The 21,753-nt window shown below is 33.9% G+C and carries 16 protein-coding genes and 1 tRNA gene; 6 read left to right on the top strand and 11 right to left on the bottom strand.

The window, feature by feature from the left end; all coding sequences use genetic code 11:
* Positions 1-80: 80 nt before the first annotated feature.
* On the top strand, positions 81-533 hold the full coding sequence (locus tag Q0876_RS14120; RefSeq protein WP_299228998.1) for a pyridoxamine 5'-phosphate oxidase family protein: 453 nt from the start codon (positions 81-83) through the stop codon (positions 531-533).
* A gap of 35 nt (positions 534-568) precedes the next feature.
* Here Q0876_RS14120 and Q0876_RS14115 read toward each other — a convergent pair whose 3' ends face one another.
* From Q0876_RS14115 to Q0876_RS14100, 4 genes are all read right to left on the bottom strand, one after another.
* Positions 569-1,132, bottom strand: coding sequence for an ion channel (locus tag Q0876_RS14115; RefSeq protein ID WP_299228996.1), 564 nt, complete (start codon positions 1,130-1,132; stop codon positions 569-571).
* 117 nt (positions 1,133-1,249) lie between these two features.
* The gene (locus tag Q0876_RS14110) at positions 1,250-4,363 is read right to left on the bottom strand and encodes an efflux RND transporter permease subunit (protein ID WP_299228993.1); all 3,114 of its coding nucleotides are present in this window, start codon (positions 4,361-4,363) and stop codon (positions 1,250-1,252) included.
* 6 nt (positions 4,364-4,369) lie between these two features.
* Positions 4,370-5,488: an efflux RND transporter periplasmic adaptor subunit gene (locus tag Q0876_RS14105; protein ID WP_299228990.1), complete on the bottom strand. Its 1,119-nt coding sequence runs from the start codon at positions 5,486-5,488 to the stop codon at positions 4,370-4,372.
* Positions 5,478-7,820: a TolC family protein gene (locus Q0876_RS14100; protein WP_299228987.1), complete on the bottom strand. Its 2,343-nt coding sequence runs from the start codon at positions 7,818-7,820 to the stop codon at positions 5,478-5,480. The genes Q0876_RS14105 and Q0876_RS14100 overlap by 11 nt, the downstream gene beginning before the upstream one ends.
* Before the next feature lie 176 nt (positions 7,821-7,996).
* Between Q0876_RS14100 and Q0876_RS14095 the strand changes: the two genes are divergently transcribed.
* A complete protein-coding gene (locus tag Q0876_RS14095; protein WP_299228985.1) occupies positions 7,997-8,398 on the top strand; it encodes a DUF2452 domain-containing protein in 402 nt (133 codons plus the stop codon).
* 106 nt (positions 8,399-8,504) lie between these two features.
* Here Q0876_RS14095 and Q0876_RS14090 read toward each other — a convergent pair whose 3' ends face one another.
* Positions 8,505-8,684, bottom strand: a complete 180-nt coding sequence (locus Q0876_RS14090; RefSeq protein ID WP_299228983.1) for a hypothetical protein — start codon at positions 8,682-8,684, stop codon at positions 8,505-8,507.
* 206 nt (positions 8,685-8,890) lie between these two features.
* Here Q0876_RS14090 and Q0876_RS14085 point away from each other — a divergent pair, with 206 nt between their 5' ends.
* The 4 genes from Q0876_RS14085 to Q0876_RS14070 all read left to right on the top strand — a co-directional run bounded on the left by Q0876_RS14085 (position 8,891) and on the right by Q0876_RS14070 (position 12,835).
* A complete protein-coding gene (locus Q0876_RS14085) occupies positions 8,891-9,670 on the top strand; it encodes a DUF3108 domain-containing protein (RefSeq protein ID WP_299228980.1) in 780 nt (259 codons plus the stop codon).
* A 6-nt stretch (positions 9,671-9,676) separates the two neighbouring features.
* Entirely contained in the window at positions 9,677-10,003 is a 327-nt protein-coding gene (locus Q0876_RS14080) for an FUSC family protein (RefSeq protein WP_299228977.1), read from the top strand.
* A 115-nt stretch (positions 10,004-10,118) separates the two neighbouring features.
* Positions 10,119-11,156 carry a M28 family peptidase gene (locus tag Q0876_RS14075; RefSeq protein ID WP_299228974.1) on the top strand — a complete coding sequence of 346 codons (1,038 nt, stop codon included), beginning with the start codon at positions 10,119-10,121 and terminating at the stop codon, positions 11,154-11,156.
* 92 nt (positions 11,157-11,248) lie between these two features.
* Positions 11,249-12,835 (top strand): M28 family peptidase, encoded by a 1,587-nt coding sequence (locus Q0876_RS14070; protein WP_299228971.1) that lies wholly within the window; start codon positions 11,249-11,251, stop codon positions 12,833-12,835.
* A gap of 63 nt (positions 12,836-12,898) precedes the next feature.
* On the opposite strand, the gene Q0876_RS14065 is transcribed toward Q0876_RS14070, so the two are convergent.
* From Q0876_RS14065 to Q0876_RS14040, 6 genes are all read right to left on the bottom strand, one after another.
* Positions 12,899-12,972: transfer RNA gene (locus Q0876_RS14065), tRNA-His, on the bottom strand.
* Positions 12,973-13,066: 94 nt separating this feature from the next.
* A complete protein-coding gene (gene bshB1, locus Q0876_RS14060) occupies positions 13,067-13,783 on the bottom strand; it encodes a bacillithiol biosynthesis deacetylase BshB1 (RefSeq protein WP_299228968.1) in 717 nt (238 codons plus the stop codon).
* A 41-nt stretch (positions 13,784-13,824) separates the two neighbouring features.
* Positions 13,825-14,715 (bottom strand): 23S rRNA (adenine(1618)-N(6))-methyltransferase RlmF, encoded by an 891-nt coding sequence (gene rlmF, locus Q0876_RS14055; protein WP_299228966.1) that lies wholly within the window; start codon positions 14,713-14,715, stop codon positions 13,825-13,827.
* A complete protein-coding gene (locus Q0876_RS14050) occupies positions 14,702-15,874 on the bottom strand; it encodes a PLP-dependent aspartate aminotransferase family protein (protein WP_299228964.1) in 1,173 nt (390 codons plus the stop codon). The genes rlmF and Q0876_RS14050 overlap by 14 nt, the downstream gene beginning before the upstream one ends.
* An 82-nt stretch (positions 15,875-15,956) precedes the next feature.
* Entirely contained in the window at positions 15,957-16,772 is an 816-nt protein-coding gene (locus tag Q0876_RS14045) for a T9SS type A sorting domain-containing protein (RefSeq protein ID WP_299228961.1), read from the bottom strand.
* Positions 16,773-16,905: 133 nt separating this feature from the next.
* A partial coding sequence (locus Q0876_RS14040; protein ID WP_367276656.1) for a LamG-like jellyroll fold domain-containing protein occupies positions 16,906-21,753 on the bottom strand: 4,848 nt, incomplete at its 5' end.

The following is a 21,753-nucleotide window of genomic DNA, read 5'->3' as shown; positions in this document are numbered from 1 at the left end:
GCGTTGTGGTTATATTTATTAATTTAGTTCCTAAACAACACAACGAAACCATACACGAATACGTCACTCAAACTTGACAAATGAACTTAACAAACGAAATTAAGGAGTATATTGATAGAAGTGTTTTATGCTGGCTTGCAACGGCCTCATCTGAGAATATTCCAAATGTTTCACCTAAAGAAATATTTAATTATTTCGGAACAGACAAAATAATCATTGCAAATATAGCTTCACCTCAAACTGTTCAGAATATAAAGTTTAACAGTAATGTCTGCGTTAGTTTTATAGACATTCTTGTTCAAAAAGGTGTTCAAGTGAAAGGTAAAGCTGAAATTGTTAAAAAGTCTGATTCTGAATTCTCAGCTATGGAAAAAATATTGACTAAAATGACTGACGGAAAATTTCCTTTTACAACTATTACAAAAATTCATATTGAACAAGTAAAGCCAATCATTGCACCTAAATACATACTCTATCCTGATACCACAGAAAAGGAGCAAATAGAAAGCGCAAAAAAAGTGTATGGGATTTAAGGTGAACTGAAACTACTTCGTAAGTGCGTAAATCATTAATTATCAACTGCGCTTTGATTAATGTATTTACCAACAACAATTGCCGTTAAAATCACTAAGTAAAACTGACCTATTAAGCCTATAAACACAGATGCTTTTTGTGCAATAGTTGTTACAGGTAGTATATCGCCATAACCTATAGTCATTAAAGTGATATAACTAAAATACATCAATTGATCTGTGACATCTGTACTTGTTGTATTAGCTTCCGCTAAACCAGAAAAAGAATTAGGATATACAATCTCAATAGTTAAGCACAAGAAAAATGAAAGCAATCCTAAAGAGATATAACCACTTACAAGCCCAAGAATAACATTCTTACCCACAACCTTAGCTTTCCAAACTTGTTTAATAATTTCAACTGTAACGGTAGCATAAAAAATAAAATAAGACCCAAGCTTGATGTAGTTAAAGATTTTATTGGTTTTAGGGTTTATAAGTTCAGCAAAAGATACAAAGATCAAAACAATAAAAAACGCCAATAAAAAACGGAATAGATCTTTCTTTTTAGAGGCGAGTATCACTCCTGATGCTAAGTTACAAAGTAGAAATATAGGCATGATCCAATTTTCGAACAAGCGTACTGGTATAATCAATGAACCAAACAAAATTGCAAATTGAGTTGCTAGAAATAATTCAAACCGATATGAATAAAACCTGTCTAACATAGGCATCAACTAATCATCCATAATAGACGCATTGAACTTATAATTTTTATAATTCACTTTAAATAAAATACTGTAAAAAGAAGGAATAAAAAGCAATGTGATCACAGTCCCGAATAGCAGCCCAATCATAATACTTACAGCCATACCTTCCCACATCTCTCCTCCACTCAAATAGAGTGGTATAAGCCCAAGAACCGTTGTAAACGTGGCTAGCAAAATGGGTCTAAATCGTTGTAAACAGGCAGCAATGATAGCATCTTCAATAGGTCGCTTAAGGTCGTTCTCCTCTATCTGAATCCTATCAATCAATACTATGGCATTATTGATCACGATTCCTGCTAATGAAATGACACCTAAAAACGGCATAAAACCAAATGGCTCTTGAAAAATAAGCAAGCCAATAACAACACCAATAATTCCTAATGGAATCGTAGATGCCACCATAATTGTTTTTCTAACTGAATTGAACTGAATGATTAGCAATAAAATAATAATGAAGCCTGAAAGTGGTAAATAACTAATCACTGCTCCCATATTTTCAGCAGTATTCTCTGCATCACCACCAAATTGATAGGTATAACCATCTGGCCATTCTTTAGAGACCTCTTCCATATAAGGCTTCATCTCTTTCATTATTGCAGAAGCATTTCCAGTTGCATTAAGCTCACTACTCACATTAATTGTTCGATCGATATCTAATCGTTTTATTTTAGCATATTGCCATTGTGGTTCAATAGTAGCTACTTGTAATAACGGCACACTCTTACCAGAATTTTGAGCATAGATATTAAGTGTTTCAATAGAAGCTAAGGTTTGTTGCTGACTCTCATTACTACGCATTAAAATAGGAATAGACTTATCATTTTCACGATATTCACCTGTTTGGAAGCCATCTAAAACTGTTTGCAATGATGTAGCAATGTCTGCACTTGTTACTCCTGCCAACTGGGCTTTATTTTGATCTATATTTACAACAAACTTTTTGGTTTTTGGTCCCCAATCATCCTTAATATTTTTAGTCCCTGAAACACTTTTCAATTTTTGCTTGGTATGTTCAGCTAATTCGGCTAGCACATCTGGGTCTGCCCCAGAAATTTTAACCTCTATTGGAGTCCCTCCACCTCCAGAGCCTAACAAGCCTACTTTGATATCGGCATTTGGAAAGTTATTAAATGCATAAGAATCCAGTTTTTCTACCATTTCATTATTGTAGATAAAATCAGATGTATTAATCAAGATATGCGCATAGCTGGCATCAGGCTCATCAGGTGTATAACCTAAATCGTAAGACTCAGGACCTTCACCAATATAAGCAGACCAATCGGTTATTCCATTTAGTCTATTATCAGTCACTAACAACTCATCAGTCATATAGGTTTCAATACCTTTGATCACGTCTTGTGTTGCTTCAACACGCGTGCCTTGAGGTAAATTAATATCTACAGTTATCATATTACGATCACTATCTGGAAAAAACACAAATGGAATTTGACCAAACCCTAAAAGGGATAAAAAGAAGGCCGCTATAATTCCGAAAAGCACTAAACGTTTGTAAGCCAATGCGCCTAAAATTAGATTTTTATAATAAAGTTTAAGCTTATTTATGGTTTTATCTATGAAACTTTCTTTTTTCTCTTTTTTTGGTGTCACTTTTAAAAACAAGAAACACAATAGTGTTATTACAGTTAAAGCAATGATCCAAGAAGATAATAATGCTAATGAAATAACGACAAATATTGGCCCTACAATATCTCCCATTGTTGATTCAGCCATGTAGAATGCCAAGAATGCTGCTGAAGTGGTAAGTGTAGAAATTAATAAAGGTGTAAACAACTCTCCACAGGCATCAATTGCTGCTTTTTTAGCTTCAATACCATTTTCCATTTTTACCATAATGGTTTCTGCAACAACAATTGCATTATCTACCATCATACCTAAAGCCATAATTAAGGCTGCTAGAGTGACTTGATTTAATCCCATATCTATAACTCCCATGAGCATAAGCGTCATGATAGTTACCATAGGAATTAAACTTGCGATGATACTACCTGTTCTTAATCCCAAGAAAATCAGCATCACTATAAGCACAATAGCAATTGATTGAATTAAATTAACAATAAAATCACTAATTTTATTATCTATATAGATGTCTAATGAAGATAAACGTTGTAATTCTAGACCTACAGGTAAACGACTTTGCCAATCTTTCATTACTACATCTAAATCTGAGCCAAGCTGAATGATGTTAGCGCCTTCCTTAAGACTAATATGCATGGATATGGCTTCCTTACCATTTACTGTAACCAATTGCTTTGGCGGATTGATATAATCTTGTTTAACTGTGGTGATATCTCCTAAATACACTAGTTGTGAGCCATCTCCTACAGGAATTAAAGTTTGTTTAATGTCTTCTAAGGAATTAAAATTACCTGTGGGTTCTAAGATAATACGTTCGTCTCCTAAATTAACTTGACCTCCAGAACTTAATATATTGGTTGAACCAATAATACTTTGCAGTTTTGAAGCTGATAGCCCATACTCTTTCAATCGTGCATTGTCAAACTCAATAAATATACGTTCATCTTGCACACCACCAACTTCAACTTTTGCAGCTAAATCCAGTTTAATTAAATCATCTTTTATATCGTCAACATAGTCTTTTGCTTCAGCATATGTAAAGCCATCAATAACTAAACCAACAGCTATTCCAAACACCTCACCTACACCATCATCATTGAGGTTGGGTGTCACACCAGATGGTAATCCTTGAATTTGTGTCAACTTTCGCCTTAACCTATCCCATACCGCTTGTAAGTCTTCTGGCTTAACTTGGTCTTTTAGTTCAACCGTAACAACAGACAATCCAGACCTAGAGGTACTGGTAACTTTCTTAAGTTCAGGTAACTCTTGAGCTATCTTCTCGACTTTGTCTGTAACGAGTTGTTCTACACGCTCTGGGCTTGAACCTGGAAAAGAAGACACTACTGTAGCCACTCTTACTGTGTATGGAGGCATACTATCTCTTGATAAAGATTGATAAAACACCATACCCATAATCATGATGGTAGCAAGAATAGTAAATGTTATTCGGTTTCTATTAATGGAAAAGGCTGCTAAATTCATTTACGCTTAGTTTAATTTTACTTCTTGTCCATCTAATAAGGTTTGAAGACCTGCTGTAGCTATTTTTTGTCCAACCTTAAGTCCTTCAGTCACTTCAAATCCTTGTGATGTTAGATCTCCTATAGTTACACCTTGCTTCTTTACTTTTGCGGTATCACCTTCACCTTCAACCAAAAATACAAATCTACCTTTACCATCTTCTCCAACAGCACTAGCTGGAACAACAATAACATTCTTTGATAAATCTTCGTCAACAAATTCGAATAGTACATTTGCAGCCATCCCGCTTTTTATACGTTCATCAGAATCTGTTACCATGACTGTAATTGGATATGTTGATGTGTTCGCATCTAAGGCTGGTGCCACTTCAGTAATGATGGCATTAAACGTTTGATCTGCTATGGCTGTAAAAGATACTTTAACTTTCATGTCTTTTTTTACAGCATTAATTACAGACTCTGGCAAACCTAGCGCTATTTCAATAGCTGTACCTGCATTTAACACACCTACTGTTTGTCCAGGTGAAACATTTTCATCAACCTCAGCTGAAACCGACGCAATCACGCCATCCTCTGGAGCGTATAAATACCCAAACTGAATTTGATCTTGTTGAATAGCAACACTACGTTTGGCAGATTCAAAACTAGCAACAGCTGTTCTGTACGAGTTTTTAGCAGATTCATAATCACTTAAAGAAGCACTTCCTTTTTCATATAATGTTCGCATCCTATTGAGAGCCAATTTTGCAGTATTCATTTGTGATTCAGAACTGTTTTTCGACTCGATTGAAGACTCGTAATTTAATCTTGCAGACACATTATCTAGTGTGCCTAATAAATCTCCTTTTTTAACTTTCTGTCCTAACTTCATATCCAATTTGGTAACAATTCCGCTACTTCTAAAACTTAGATTGATAATCTTTTCCGTTTGGGCTGTACCACTAAAGCGTCTAGCTTTATCACCTCCTAAATAGGTAACTTCACTATATTTCACAGGACGCAATACGACCTCTTCTTTTATTTCTTTTTCTCCACATCCAATTAGCAATATCACTAAAAAGAAACTACTGATTTTAAAGATTCTATTAAATAGCATTATAATGGTTGTATTAAGGTTAATCTTCATTATTTTGTGTGAATTCTAAAAAGCGTTGTATAAATGCCTCACGTTCTGTTTTGTCTTGTAATAAGAAGAACAGTCCTAAAGAGCGTTCCAGTTGCATCGAGCCTTGTAAGTAATTATAAGTTGCATTAGCGCTTGCTAATTGTGCTTGCAAATAATTATTTTGAGCATCTAATAACTGTACAATATTCACTGCGCCATTAGCATAAGACGTTTGTGTTAGATCTAAAGCCTCTTTAGCGTTATCTTCAAATACTTTAGATAATTGGATATTTGAGATTTGGTTTATAAGTTCTAAAACAGCATCATTTATATTCTTTTCTATATTTAATTTCACATTATCTTTAGAAATCTCTAATTGTTCTTTTTGAATACTGGCAATTTGCTGATTCAAATTTTGCTTATTCTGATTGAAAATAGGTAGAGAGACATTAACGCCTACTGTATAATAATTATCTGGAACTGCTGGAAAGCCCGTTGGAAAATTTGTGCCTACTCCAGATCGACTAAACTCATAGTAATATTGACCTTGTAATGCAACGGTTGGTAAAAATCGTCCAACTCCGAATAAGCGTTCACTGCGTTCAGTAGCTTTCAAATTATAGTCTAAAGCCTTTAATTCTGGAGCATTGTTAATAGCTTCTTGAACTAAAAACGCTACAAAAGGCTTGCGTAATGTTGGATCATCTAAGAATTGACCCAATTGTTCATAATTGTAATTACTAAAAATGCCCTTTTGTAATTCGGCTTCCTCAACATCAATTTTAGAATCGATTGGATTATTCAACAGCTGGTTCAAAGTATAAAAACCTTGTTCTAATTGATTAATCGCTTCAATCATTTGCTGCGTATTCTGAGCCATTTCAGAACGAAAACGTAAGACGTCAGATTTTCCTGATTGACCAGCTTCAAAATTTTCTTCTGCAATTTTTAAGTTGTACTTCGTCAATTCTAGATTTTGACTTTGAATTGATAAATTCGCTTTCAAGATCAATGCCGTAAAATATGCAGTAGCAGTATTGAATATGGTGTTTAATGACTCTGCATTATAATTTTCTTTTTGCGCATCGCGCACTGCTTTCTGTATACTAATATTAGCATTAGCAGACTCTGAAAATACGGTTTGTTGTAAAGTGACATTCCCTGAAGTAGTGAATTCTGGATTGGAGCCATTACCCACCTTGGCTAATTCTGGATCAACATAACTACCATTAGCAGCAGCAGTAAGATTTGGCAAATAATCACTCTTAGCAACTTGTACATCCTTTTTAGAAAGTTCTACGTCTTGTTGAAATGCTTGTAAATCGAGATTTTTTGTAATTGCTTCTTGCATTACACTTACCAAAGTATACGTCTTATCTGCAACCTTTTCCTTAGGGTTACCAATAAAACTGGTAGTTGCTATTAAACTATATTTAAGCGGCAACCCTATTTTTTCTGCTGTGTTGAAATTAACCGTTAATGTTCTATTAGCTTCTAATCTTGTACTTAGATCAGACAACTCATCACCATTACACACCGATTCAACGGTTAAGGCAATACGTCTAAAAAATTGATTAAGTTCTGATTGATCATGATACGTTGCTAAAATTCCATTTTCAACATCATTAATTGGATTAGCAGTAAATGAAGGCATTTTTTTAGAGATCAACACATTGGCTAACTCTTGCATTTCAGCATCAGACAAATAAAAACCTCCAGCTAAATAAACCGCATCAATACCTTCTAAATTGGAGATAATATCAGTTAAAGTTTCAAATGGAACCAATTTCATTTCTACATTCAAACGTTCTCCAATTGCATTGAATGTTTCTGCAATGGGTAAATTATCTATGAATGCTTTTTCTATAACGACACCTATGGATTTAGGTTGTGCCAATTGTTGTAATAGTTTTATATCTTCAGCGTAAGATTGTGATGTTGTAATAGAGGTATAGTTTTCGACTTTGTCTCCCATAGTCTCATCAGTCAATAGCTCTTCACTTAGTGCACCAAATACTATGGTAGGTTTTTGATAAGAGGTTTGCTTTGAGATTACTGCATTGTTAACAATACCAAATGCAATGATAATATCAGTATTATTTTGTAACAGTGTGTTGTAATTACCTAGTGCAATTGTAGTATCAAAATTATTGACTAGTCTACTTTTAGTAGGAAATTCTATAATAGCATCCTCACCTACAACTGCTGAAATTTCATTTGAAAGCTCTTGTAATAAGCCTTCAATTTCTGGAGAGTTTCTATCTAAAAGAAATCCAATTTGGTAGGTTTTGTTCTGACTGTAAGCAAATAAACTTACTCCTAAGAAAAGAATAACACTTAAGATATAGCGCATTGGTTAGTTGTTTATATCATGAATTTGTAAAAATAACACATATCACATTATACGACAACTAATTGGAAGTCAATTTATAATACCAAATTACCATTTTTATACCGCTTTAATTAAATGTCAATACATGACTTATAATAAAAACGGCTCCATTATCTTTGCAAAAATGCTTACCCAATATGTCTGAAGAAAAAAAACCTGATCAAGTTGTTTATAATAAAATGACACAAAATTACGATGCTGCATTAAAACCGTATGCAACTAACGTTGGTGCACCTTCAATAGAAATTACAGACACAACTGCTTGGAAGAATAAAAACATACACAAGGCTAATAAACAGATACAAGCTAAATATTCAGAATTAAAGGCTGCATATGACCAAATGATGCAAGAATTAGAATACAACAATTTGGTATATAATGCGCGTTTTAATTTTGAACCAATTGTTGGTGAGACTTATCATCTATATAGAGATAAAAAGAACGTACCTTTTTTATCTATAATAGCACCTTCAGATTGTGATTTTGATTTTGTTGGCAGCTTCTATTTGAATAGTGAGCAACTGTGGAAGAAAATTTAAAAAAAATTACCGATCTCTGTCAATTTTATTATAGGCACGAATAATTAAAACAGCCCAAATAATCACGCAGAAAGATACGAATACAGAAAACCAGAAAACAATATCGTTAGCGTCCATTTTTTATCTGTTTTATAAAAATTACTACTCCTAAAAGTGTAGGTGCCCAAAGACCAATGAAAATAGCATGTAATTGATCGCCAGAAAGAAATAAATATTCAGCAACAATAATAATTAAAGCACAAAGCAGTAACATGAATAGATTTGCTGATCCTAATTTTTTTAGCATGTTTGTTTTTTGGTTAATTTTTGAACACCTAATTTATAAAAAAAATTAAGATTATTTTAACATAATCAATAATAAATATTATAAGTCCAGTTTATTTACCCGATTAGCGATTTAACTCATCCAAAGCTAATTTCCATATCTAAAAATTCCGTCTTACATTTGGCACAATTAATGCTTAGTTAAGCGTTATACATAAAACCTAACGTATGAGATCTATTTTTTTAAGCCTGCTATTCTTATCTATAATTTCAGTTAAAGCCCAAAATACTGCTATAGGTAAAAATGAAAAACTCACATTCAGCGCTTCTTATACCATGTCTGGGCTTCTTACAGAGTTAGCCCAAGTAAATATGGAAACCAATGAGGTAAAAACATCAAAATCTACTTTGTTACGCTTAAAATGTACAGCTACTACTTATAGTAAGTGGGATGGTTTTTTTAAAATAAGAGATTTATACGAAAGCTATGTAAATCCAAACAGTCTTACACCTTACCTCTATAAAAGAGATATTGATGAAGGGGGTTATCAAAAATTTATGCAGTATAAATTTAAACACAAATCAAATACAGTAGAGAGCATAAAACGAAAAAAACGAAGAGATGGCACGATATGGGAAGAAAAAAAGACCATAAACATTCAAGCTTCAACCAAAGACTTAGTAACTACCATTTATCATATTAGAAACTTAGACATCCATAAAGCTAGTCCAGGAGATAGCCAAACATTTAAGGTCATCTTTGACAATCAAGAATTTGCTTTCAATTTAAAGTATCTAAAAAAAGAAACTATAAATACAGCTTTAGGTAGAAAAGAGTGCTATAAATTGGCCGTTTCAATCAACAATAGTGATGTTCTAAAAGGAACTAATGACAATTTGCTTTGGTTAACAGCCGATAGTAATAAAATACCTGTTTATGCAAAATTTAAAATTGCAGTAGGTAGTGGCGAGCTTAAAATCAAATCTGCTACAGGGCTAAAAAATTAATAACTCATGAGAAAATTAAGTATTGTTTTAGGATTTATAGCTGCCATATTAACAGTAATTCTTTCAGTAACTCCACTATCGAAAATGGCTTATATACCTGGAATAGCAGCATTAATTTTAGGTGTTATTACCATTTATTTGTCTAAACAAAATTCTAAGAGATCTATTCAACTTATGTTTTTACTGACTATTATTGGGCTCACAGTAACAACATACAAAGCAATCTTTGATACGGTTGAAGTAGGTAATACTGAGGAATTACAAGAAAAGGAAAACGAATCGCAAGAAGATGCAATACAAGAATTAAACGACTTAGATATCGAAGAGATTTAATCTCATCAATTAAAAATTTGTCTAAAGCTTCTATATTCTCTTTTTTTTTGTTTTATTTGACTGAAAATTAGAGTTATAAATCGTTTAACTCTTTTTATACAATCTACCGCTATACATGAAAACACTTTTAGTTGCATCTGCTTTGACCCTTGTTGGATCTTGTGCTACATTAAGTCATAAAGAAAAATTACAAAATGTGAAAGACAGCATCGTCTTTGATGAAATAGCTACCATTAAAACCTATGCAAATACCATTACAAGCGAAGAACTAAGTACACATGTATATCGGTTTTCTTCTGATGAATTTGAAGGCAGAAGAGCTGGAGAAGTTGGTCATCACAAAGCTAGCAATTATATAAAAGAATACTACATTAGTCAAGATATCGGCTCACCTCTTGGTGCAAATAATTATTACCAACTTATACCAGAATCCTACTTTTCAGACGATATAAAAAGCTCTCAAAATGTGGTTGCTTATATTAAGGGTGAAGTTTACCCAGACGAAGTTTTAATCATATCAGCACATTCAGATCACGAAGGCTTTACTGAAGAAGCGATTTATAATGGTGCAGATGATAACGGTTCTGGTACTGCTGCTGTTTTAGAGATGGCGCAAGCATTTAAAATAGCTAAAGATCAAGGGTACGCACCAAAGCGAAGTATCATGTTCGTTCATTTTACTGGCGAAGAGATCAACTTAACAGGGTCAAGATTTTATGCCAAGCATCCTATTTTTTCTTTAGAAGATACCGTTGCAAATCTAAATATAGATATGATTGGTCGTGTTGACGATGTTCATGAAGACAATCCTAACTATGTTTACATCATAGGTGCAGATCGCTTAAGTACAGAATTACACTATATCTCTGAAGCTGCAAATGATAATTTTACAAACTTAGAATTAGATTACAGATTAAATAGTAATAATGATCCCAATCAGTATTACACCAGATCTGACCACTACAACTTTGCTCAAGAAGGAGTTCCTGTTATTTTTTATTTTAATGGCACTCATGATGACTATCATGAACCTACAGATACTGCTGATAAGTTAAACTATCCATTATTACAAAAACGAACACAACTTATCTTTTCAACTGCTTGGTATATTGCTAACTCAGATAAACGTCTTGAAGTAGACCTAGCATATTAACTGCTGTTAAAGTTTGTTAAAGATGTGCTTTAAAAAATCTTACATCAGAGATATTTTGTAATATCGTGTAAAATTTTTGCAATATTATTATCATGAAAAAGAATTTACTAGTATGTACGCTATGTGCATTGATTCTCGCGTGTGGTACACCTAAAGAGAACTCATCTACTATCTCTGAAAAAAAACATCCAGAAGATCCTACGATTTATGCAAACACAATAACTTCAGAAGAACTCAAAGAAATGCTTTATACGTATGCTTCAGATGAGTTTGAAGGTAGAGAAACTGGAGAACCAGGTCAAAAGTTAGCCGTTAATTATTTAAAAGAACAATACATGGCTTTGGGCACCCCTTCGCCATTTTCAAATGATAATTACTTTCAAGAAGTGCCTCTTGAACGTCAAAGAATTGCTGATGCTCAAGTAAAGGTCAATGGAAAATCTGCAATCGCTTTCGATGACTTCATTCCGTCTTCTTATGTAAATGTACCAGCATTTAGTGTGAATCAAATTGTCTATGTAGGTTATGGAATTGATTCTGAAAACTATTCTGACTATAAAGATATAGATGTGAAAGGAAAGATAGTCGTTTTCAAATCTGGTGAACCTATGAATGCAGATAGCACATATGTTACTTCTGGCACTAAAGAGAAAACAAAATGGACATCTGGTAGAAACGCAAGAAAGCTTAAAATTGATACCGCAAAGAAGTTAGGTGCAAAAGGTATTTTTGTGTTAGATAATAGAGCGCATACTTATTACTCTAAAGTCTATAAAAGATTAGATGAATCGGGCTACAAAGGCACCATTTCATCTGCTAGAGATGATGAAAATGAAGCATTTTACTTTTTAATAAACCAATCATTTGCTAGTACTTTAGTTAAAGATATTAGTACTAATCACAAACCAAGGGTAATAGATACAAACCTTGAAATAGCTATTAAGAAGAATTATGAAAATATCTCGTCTGAAAATGTTGTTGCTTACATTGAAGGTGCAGAAAAACCAAATGAAGTTTTAGTCATTTCTGCACACTTAGATCATGAAGGCGTTAAAGATGGCAACGTATATAATGGTGCTGATGATGACGGTTCTGGTACAGTAGCATTATTAGAAATTGCTGAAGCATTCAAAACAGCTATGAAAGATGGTATTAAACCTAAACGCTCAATATTATTCTTGCATGTCACTGGTGAAGAAAAGGGACTTCTCGGTTCAAAATATTACACAGATAAAGATCCAATATTCCCTCTTGAAAACACAGTAGCGAATTTAAATATTGATATGATTGGTCGTGTAAGTCCAAAACGAAAAGGCGATAGAAACTATGTGTACGTTATTGGTAGTGATAAATTGAGTTCAGATCTTCATCAGCTATCTGAAGCTGTTAATGCCAAGTATACCAATATCGATTTAGACTATACCTATAATGATGATAATGATCCAAACCGCTATTACTACAGGTCAGACCACTATAATTTTGCAAAGAATAACATACCAGTAATCTTTTATTTTAATGGTACCCATGATGACTATCATAAACCTACTGATACAGCTGATAAAATTCAATACGATTTATTAGAGAACAGAACTCGACTTGTATTTTATACGGCTTGGGAAGTTGCCAATCGTGATAAAAGAGTTATAGTTGATAAAGTAGAAACGACAACAGCACCTTAAAACAGATACATACTTATACTCAAAATAAAAAAGTCTTCAAGTTACCTTGAAGACTTTTTTTTGGGTGGATGATGGGATTCGAACCCACGACCCTTGGTACCACAAACCAATGCTCTAACCAACTGAGCTACAACCACCATTTGTAATTGGACTGCAAATGTAAATCTTTTCAAATTTACTGCAAAGACTTTTTTTAAATTATTACTACAAATAAATGCCTAAGAACTTGTATTATTTCAAATCCAGTAAACTGTCTACTGCTGGGTATCGTTCTACAGTAAAACCTTCAGCGTAATCAACACCTACTAACCTCCCTAAATCTCTTCCTCTGTAAGTAATACTATCTGTAAAATTCTTACTAGAAATTGGTGTCTGAGGTGCTTTACTGGTTGGGTCATAAAATTGTGTTTTGTAAGCCATTACAGATTTCATTTTCAAATCCATATAGCCAGTAACATCTACTACTACATCAGGTTCAATATTCTTCCATTGTATATAGTGATACACAAGTTTTGGTCTCCATTGTTTTTGTGAAACACCATTAACTTCGGTATCAATTTTAAGAAGTCCACTTAAAAAGCAAGCGTCACTCACCAATTGACTCCCTTTGCCATGATCTATATGCCTGTCGTCAATGGCATTACATAGCACAATATCTGGTTGATACGTTCTAATCATTTTGATGATCTCCATCTGATGCTTTTTATCATTAACAAAAAAGCCATCCGCAAATCTGAGATTCTCTCTTACAAGTACTCCTAAAATATTAGCAGCATTTTCAGCCTCTTGGTCTCTAGTTTCAGCTGTGCCTCGAGTCCCTAATTCTCCACGTGTTAAATCTACTATACCAACTTTTCTTCCTAAAGCCACTTCTTTCGCTATAGTTGCGCCACATCCCAATTCAACATCGTCTGGATGTGCTCCAAACGCCAATATATCTAACTTCATATGTATTTAATTATAATGCAAATTACAAATTATAGCAGAACTTACACATTCCATGTGCGTTGTTCTTTATCTGTTAAAAAAGTCCATGCGACTACTCTACTAATTTTATTTCCTAAAGCCATCTCTAAAACCTTAATATTTGTTGCGCCGAGTTTATTCAATGACTTTCGCATTGATTTGATATGTTCCTTTTTAGATACCAAACTCGTATACCAAAAACAATTGGTCTTAAAAAGTGAACTTTGATACAAATAATTATGTAGGAATGCTTTTTCTCCTCCAGGATACCAAAGCTCTTGGGCTGTACCACTAAAATTTCTTACGACCTTATAGGTACTTAGCCCTAGGCCTTTCAGTTTACGTTTTGTACTCTGCATAGCTTCTTCTTCATTCTTATAAAACGGTGGATTGCACATTGAAGCGGCAATAGCATCTGATGATTTAATAATTCCTGTTAATACATGCAGTGGATTATCTTGATGCTTAAGCGAAATAACTTTATTTAAATTATTCTTTTCAATTATAACTTGTGCCGTTTTAAATGCAGAACTATCAGTTTCTGAAGCGATGAAGTGCCAATTGTATTCAGCATTTCCCAGCAATGGGTAAATACATGTTGCTCCAGTACCTATATCAAGAATGGTTAGATTGTTTTTAAGACCAGAAGACTGTAATAAATCATTCAGCAAATGAATGTATTCAACACGTCCAGGAATTGGAGGGCACAAATGTTCATCTGAAAATTGCCAATATTTAATACCATAATAGTGCTTCAACAAAGCTGTGTTTAATAGTTTGACTGCTTTTGGATCTGCAAAATTTATAGTTAGATTCCCGAAACTATTCTGAAAAACATAAGCCTCCAAAGCTGGTTTTTTTGTAATTAAAGCTTCAAAATTGTAGCCTTCAGAATGTTTATTATGCTTGTGCAAATGATGCAATTTTAGTTTTAGTTATAGCTTGTTCAATATCATTCTTCAAATCTTTAAAATTCTCAATACCTACGGAAAAACGAATGAGTCGATTACTAATACCTACCGCATCTCGTTGCTCCTGAGTTAATAGCGCATGAGACGTTTCACTAGGCAATAACATGGTACTTTCAACTCCAGCCAAACTCATCGAGGACTTTATTAGATGTAGTTGTTTTTGAAATGCCATGGCATCTATGCCTTCAACCAATTCAAAAGATAACATCGCCCCAAAATCTTTCATTTGAGATTTCGCCAACTTACGCTGAGGATGACTTTTTAAACCTGGATAATATACGTGAGCCACGTTAGGATTTGCTTCTAAAAATTTAGCAAGCTTCTTGGCATTTTTTGTTTGTGCTTTAACTCTCAACCCTAATGTTTTCATACTACGTTCTAACATCCAAACTGTAAAATCGCTCAAACTACCTCCTAGGTTTTTTGCTACATTCCAGATACAATCCATATGCTCTTGTGAGCATGCAATTGCACCAGCAAGAATATCACTATGTCCTCCTAAATATTTGGTTGCTGAATGCATAACAATATCAATACCTAGCGTAATAGGGTTTTGATTTATAGGACTTGCGAACGTATTATCAATGGTAGAGATAATCCCTTTTGACTTTGCTAAACTAGCAATAGCTCTAATATCTGTAATAGTTAATAGTGGGTTTGAAGGTGTTTCGATATGAATCACTTTAGTATTAGGTTGTAGAGCTGCTTCAAAATCTGAAACATTATAACTATTAGTAAAAGTGAATTCTATACCGTATTTTGGAAATTCTTCACGAATAAAATTACTGGTTCCACCATATAGCGTGTTTTGAACCACAATATGATCTCCATGCTTTAAAAATGCTAAGAACATGGTGCTAATCGCTGCCATACCACTACCAAATATCATAGCTGTTTCTGCTTGTTCAAGAGCAGCAATCTTTTTTGAAAGATGTTCTTGATTTGGTGTATTAAAATATCGAGGATATCGCTTGATATCAACTGAATCAAACTCATAAGACGTTGACAGGTATATAGGAGAAATTGCGCCTTTAAACTGTTCATCTTTAATTTCTCCTACATGTGTACAAATGGTTTGCATTCCTAATTTTTGCTTTGACATAACATCTCAATTTGTAAATATTAAAATTACAAAAAAAGAATATCAATGTAACCATTAATATCGCACTTAAAAAAACCAGAAACTACTTAGTTACTCGTATTTTTTTATAATAATTACGGTTATTACTTTTAATCAATACAATATAGTTTCCTTTAGAAACAGTACTTAAAGAAACTCTAGAGTTATTCGATCTGTCTAAACTTTCAGAAGACCATTGCTGTATTAACCTTCCATTAATATCATAAAGAGAGAGCATTTGAATATAGTAATTTTGGCCATTTTTGATTACTAGTTCATTAGAGGTGTTATAATAACTGATCTCTGGATGTTGAATTGAAGACTCTATTGTAGATAATAAATCATCTGAAAAAATCATAGCATCAATATCATTAGTGAAAGTAATGTAGAAACGATTGATATGATTTCCTTCAGATATGCTTTCAATTAAGCTTGCATCTGTAATTGAGACTACAGAATCGTTTAGAGCATCATAAATATACACATTGATATTTTGTTCGAAATTTTCAAGAGACTGCAATGAAAACTCTACAGTTCCTGCATCTGCTAAAAACAAGCCCAAAGGATAGGTTTTATTATTATTGAATGCGCCAACAGCCTGTATAACATAGCGTTCGTTATCGATCATCCAATTGCAATCGTTATCAAAATTATCAATGTTTTGAGCATCATAACCATAATCAAAACCATCACTAGCAGCATTGTCTGGTGTAAATCCTAATAGCAAATGTCTTGTATAACCAGTGGTTGTAGTGATATTGATTCGTACACGTTGTATTTGAGAGTTTGTATCTTCAGAATTATTACCAGAAAAAGCATGTATGTCTATTGAGGTCATACTAAACAGTATGATAAAACAAAGGTAGATTAGGGATTTCATTATATTAGGGCTTTAATGAAACATTGATTTGTTACATTGCCAATGTAATGTAAATAATTAAAAATATCTACAAAATGCATAAAAATTCGATGAAATGCATTTTGTAGATATTTTTGTCACGTCTATAAATAGACTAATATTTAATTACTGCCTTAGTATTATATGATGTTTTTTCTGTATTGACTTCTATTATATATGTTCCTTCAGATAGATTTTCTGTTGGAATTCGAATAGTTGTTCCAATAAAATACTCTTGTATATGCTTCCAAACTTGAACCTCTTGACCTAATAAATTAATAAGACGTATCTCATTCACCTCAAAAATATTAGGTGTTTTCACGTATATTTCACGAGTAGAGTTCAAATAATTGATTATGGTCTGGCTTTTAATTTCTTCAGAAGTAGATAATGTATCTTCAGATGCCGTAAAGGTTATGTAAAAACGATTTAAATATGTATTTGGTTCTAGTGTGATTTCAAAAGCTTCAGAACTAATATTAAAATAGTTTCCTGTTACCGAATCATAAACAAAAACATCTACAGCATCATTAAAATTCTCAAGTCCTTTAAGTGATATTCTATAAGTTCCTGTTTGCGCGACGTAAATTGCTAAAGGATATTGACTTTCAATATCAAATACTCCTACTCCTTGAGTAGTAAAGTCTCTATCGTCAATTCTCCAAAACATATCGTTAGGGAATTCGGCATCAGAATTTTCAGCATCATATGCGTAATCGATACTTTCAGTAGCTAGACCATTTGGCACAAAACCTAGTAATAATGGTCTTGTAGCTCCTTCAGTTGTTTTAAAATCTATCCTAACTCGTTTTATAGCCTCGTTAGGATCTTCTTGAGAAGCATACATGTTAGGATTACTTGATCTAAAAAATTCAGAATTAGTAGACGTTTCTTTTTCAAATATACGCTGACTGTTTTTAAATTGAATATTACCACCTAGATTGCTTGCTGTAACAAAAAAGCCCTGTGATACTGGTATATATCTTCCTGGCAATTTTGTTGGTGTTCCATTACCACTAATTAGTGGTGGTGATACAGCAGCATTTCCTCCAGTAAGATTATACGTTGCATATCCGCCTTCATAGTCTTCTAGTATATGAGTAAAATTAGAGGTATAATGTTCCCAAAAATACAAGGTTCCGTCAATACTTTGCGAGGATCCAACATTTCCGCCTGGTATGTTATCTAAAATAAATGTATTTGCATCTATAGCCGATGGATAAGGATTACCTATTAACGCTTGATTACCAACTGTTACTGGTGTGGTAATGGTACCATTGTTTGGCTTTCCTACAAAAACATAGTTTTGCACATCAGCAATTGGATCTCCCGCACCACTTCCTTTCATTGTAAAACTCAACCCTGTACTTAAAACATCTGTTTCTGCTAAATCTCTCCAAGCAGCATATGTATCTTCTGGAAAATTCTCGTAAGCATATAACCATCGACTACTAAGCGTAATCGGTGTAGTGTTTGCATTTGCATTGTGAGCTGTTGTCCATTGTAGATTTAATGGATTTGCTGAATCTGTACCATCTTTCAATACCGTATTTATAGCATATGGATTATTATTTGAAATAGTATTTATTGTACTCACTGGCGAGCTCCAATAATTGTAATTGTATAAGTTAGATGTTCCTTGTTGATCTCGCTCTAACTTACCTGAACTAGTAACATCTAAGATACTTCCTTCATCTTGAATTAATTGAGACTCTCCAAACAAGTCAATATTACCATCAAGTCTTAGGTAATGTGTTACTCGTAAAGATTGCCCATCATTGGTTTCGTCTTGTGTAGTAAGTGGGTCTGAGATCTTAAGTTCTTTATTGGCTGTATCAGAAATTAATCCTAAAACAGTGATGTTCTTATTTCCTGAATCTATATTATGAGATATTTGAACAATATTCCAATCGATTGGTGTATTGTTATAACCTAAACTATTAGGAGCATCCCAAACTGCAAAATGTGTCCAAGTGTTATCTGTACTCCAATCTTGTCCATCAACTCTTGACGTGTAAGGAATAGGAGCTGTTTCTTGTTGAGATGAATTCATATTTCTCAACTTACCATTAATAATTCCAGCAAATGGTATAAGGTAACCACAATTGACTTGCATACGGTAATATCCGTCAAGAGCAGTCCAAGCCAATCCAGAAATATCTAAAGGGACGATTTCTCCTCTAACAGCTGTATTATTCATGATTTCCTGGTTCATCATTTGACGAATCTGATTTACAGATAATGCTGCATTCCATATTCTAATTTCATCTAACCAGCCGTTAAAATAATTAATAGGGCTATTGGGAGGATTATTAGCTTGATCCATAGCTCCTATGATGCAACGCATTGTATTTGTTGCTGGTGCTACTCCAGCTACTGGCGCACTTACTTCTATGCCATCAATATACATTCTATATGTACCATTGCTATTGGTAATAGCTATATGATACCATCTGTTTGTAGATAATTGGAATGAAGACTGAATAGAACCTGCAGCATTCCAATTGAATCTGACAGATGTTCCAACTAAAGTCAAATCATAACCCGTTGATAAATTATTAGCATCTCTCTTAGAGAAAACGGTTTGTGTTCCAACTGTTGATTCTGGTTTAACCCATACTTCAATACTAAATTGATTAGAAAGGTCGTAGTTGTCCTCAAAAGTGATATAATCATTTGTACCATCAAAATCTACTGTAGGGCAACTTTCAATAGTTACTTCAATACTATCTGAACAATTAATAGAAGGTATTGTCCAGGTTAATTGATAAGTTCCAGGATCTGCAGAAAATTTTGAACTAGGACTAGATATATCTGAAAACTCATAATTACTACCGCATCCAGATATTGGCGTAGCGGACCAAACACCTGCTTCTCCTGTACCTGCATAAGTTCCAGTTGTAAATACTGCTGGATTAGACACACCATTAGCAATATTTTGAGCAGCAGTAAGATCATTATCATAAGCATTCAAGCTTATTTCTCCTCCACAATCTGCAGCTAATTGAGTAATATTCTCGCCAGCATAAGCTAAACTTGCATCCACTGAAATAAATTCTGTTCCTTCATCTCCATCTGCTCTACACCCATTAATTAATGAGGTAACACCATACGTTTGTACACCTGGAGTTGCTGGTGTAATTGTTGTTGTTGAACCTGTAGTCACTACAGTTCCTGTTCCATCTGTCCATTCAATAACTTCATCTACAGGTGCATCAGGAATTACAATATTATCCATTGCCCAAGCACTACCATTAGTTCCATTGAATGTCCATTTTATTCTTAATCCAGTAAGACCTATATAATTTTGTAAATCGATAGATACTGGTCGATCAACCATAGTAGATTCAGTATTATTACATTGTCCATTAAACCCTAAATCCACAAACCCTGTATTACTTGGCCCAGTATAATTATAAGTTCCTCCTGGATCTAATTGTATAGGATAAGTTGCTCCTCCATCTAAAGATAATTCAATTCTACACCATGCTCCAGCCGTAAGATAATAAGCCTGATCAAACTCTAATGTGGCTGTTGACAACCCTAAAGTATTGAAAATAGGAGTCTCTAAAGTAGTCGCATAGCCTATATCACCATGTGCGATTGCAAACTTTGAATTGTCTGCAACATCATAACAACGTCCTTGAAATTTTTTTGGTCCATTAGTACCTTTCCATTCTGTTGGGCTTGTATTGTTTCCGCCAGCCGAGAAAGATGCTGAACCATCCACTAACCAGCCTAATGTATTCAGATTGGCTGTATCAAAATCGCCTCCTTCTCCAACTGCTGGGTTCACACCAAAAGAACTTTGTGCTTCAACAGTAATGACTTCACCTATACAAACTTCAAAAGTATCTGGACCAACAATTGTTGGCGGAACGTCAGGTGGAATAACCACAACTTGAACTATTGTTGAATTGGCTTGACAAGCTCCAATTTGAATTACTGCTCTTATCAAAGTTGTTTCAAGAATATTGGCATAATAATAAGTTGTCGTTGTATTTACGATAGTTGTCCAATTTAAACCTCCATCTGTTGAAGATTCCCAGTAAGCTACATTTCCAGTCTGTCCTGTTAAATTAAACGTTGCATTTTGTGGTTCGTCAGGACATGCGGTAACTTCAACTAAAGTATCTTCATCTGCTATGGTTTCAGTATTGTTCAAATATCCTAGAACAGTTCCTCCCGTAATATTCGGGCTAGTAACAGTAACTGTTGATGTACAAATTTCACTATTACCATTTCCATCATCGACAGTTAAAACAATCACATTTGCACCTATATCTGTACAATCAAATGTACTTTGAGATAAGGTAAAATTAACAGTATCACAATTATCAGTAGATCCATTATCTAACTGATTTCCAGTAATTGTAGCAGTTCCAGTAGTATCATCTAACTGAATTGTAATGTCTTGACATGCTGGTATTGGATTTGTAGTATCATTGATAACCACGTTTTGAACAACATTAATTGAATTTCCATTACCATCATCAAAGTTCCAAGTAATAGCAAAAGCCCCTTGTGTGTTATAAGTTAATGGATCTGAAGTAGTTCCTGTGATTGTTCCTGAACAAACATCTGCAATAGTTGGTACTGAAACTGTAGTAGAACACTGTGCTGTAATGGCAGGTAATGTTGGTGTAGTTGGATTCGTATTGTCTACTACTGTAACTGTTGCTGTACAAGTAGATTGATTTCCATTAGTGTCTGTGACCGTTAAGGTTACCGTGTTTGTCCCGATATCTGTACAATCAAAACTCGTCTGATCCAAACTCAGTGAGGCTATACCACATGCATCATTTGAACCATTGTCAATATCACCTGTGGTGATGCTTCCATTGCCTGAGCCATCCAATACTACGGTCGCATCTTGACATATCGCTGTTGGATTCGTATTGTCTACTACTGTAACTGTTGCTGTACAAGTAGATTGATTTCCATTAGTGTCTGTGACCGTTAA

Origin of the sequence: uncultured Psychroserpens sp., from assembly GCF_947503375.1 — a bacterium.
Taxonomy (GTDB): Bacteria; Bacteroidota; Bacteroidia; order Flavobacteriales; family Flavobacteriaceae; genus Psychroserpens.
Note: the sequence above shows the minus strand (reverse complement) of the source record. Positions and strands in the feature narration are given on the sequence as shown.